This is a genomic window from Sphaerisporangium melleum, from assembly GCF_014646695.1.
In the GTDB taxonomy this organism is placed as follows: Bacteria; Actinomycetota; Actinomycetes; order Streptosporangiales; family Streptosporangiaceae; genus Sphaerisporangium; species Sphaerisporangium melleum.
Genome location: NZ_BMNT01000060.1, coordinates 37,767 through 38,768, shown reverse-complemented (window position 1 = coordinate 38,768; position 1,002 = coordinate 37,767). Strand labels below are relative to the sequence as shown.

At 68.2% G+C, this 1,002-nt stretch carries 1 protein-coding gene; it reads right to left on the bottom strand.

The window, feature by feature from the left end:
• Positions 1-143: 143 nt before the first annotated feature.
• A partial coding sequence (locus tag IEY93_RS38960) for an arabinofuranosidase catalytic domain-containing protein (RefSeq protein WP_229691723.1) occupies positions 144-1,002 on the bottom strand: 859 nt, incomplete at its 5' end.

The window sequence follows — 1,002 nt, the reverse complement described above, 5'->3', positions numbered from 1 at the left end:
GTCGCCTCCATCCCCGCCGCCGCACTCCTCATCATCGCCCAGCGCTACGTCGCCGCCGGAATGACCGCCGGCGCCGTGAAAGACTGATCACGGCGCCGGCGTCGTCGGCTCATCGCACTCCGTGCGATGTCACCGGTGACCGGTCAGCGATAGCCGGCGGCGACGATGTTGGCCTGGACGGCGTTCTCGGTGGCGTCCGTCGGATAGCCGGAGGTCATCACGCCCTCGTAGAACGTGCCGGCGGCACCGTGGCTGTTGTCGCCGCCGATGCCCAGGATGATGGCCCCTTCCTTCTTCATCGGGTTGTAGCCCGAGACGTTGGGCCGCTTGCCGTCGTAGAAGGTGCCCAGGCCGCCCGACTGGGCGTTACCGCCGCGGATCGCCCAGTGGTTGGGCTCGCCCTTGATGATGGCGGTCAGGTACCGGTGGGTGATGGTCGGGTCGCCGGCGTTGTTCTTCTGGTTCACGCCGGAGAACAGGCCGTTCTCCAGGTCGGCCATGATCCAGGGGCCGTTGCCGGCACCGGTGCCCCAGACCTTGTTGTTGCCGAAGTAGATGGCCTCCATGGTGCCGTTGCCGTTGTCGCGGCTGTTGGTCTCGGCGTTGCCGTAGTCGAAGCAGCAGCCGCCGTTGTAGTGCGTGCCGTCGAAGATGGCGTACATCCCCTCCGGCTGGTCACCCTTGGCGATGCCGTTGGTGGTGTTGTTGCGGTACCCGACGCCGGGGTCGACGTACACGCCGTAGGCCTTCTGCCCGTAGACCGTGGTCGGCGCCTTGGTCGCGGTCGCGAGGTTGTCGTACCCGCCCGGTGCCGGGCCCTGGAAGCCGCCGGGAGGCGCCTGGGTGAGCCGGTTGTTGCGGCCCGACTGGTCGTAGATGATGCTGATCAGGCAGGTCGTGCCGGCGCAGAAGGAGTCCTGCGCGGCGGCGTTCGCGGCTCCGCCGGGGCTCAGCACGCCGATGTCCCGGGTGGTGTTGTCCGAGGAACGGCGCACCTGGTAC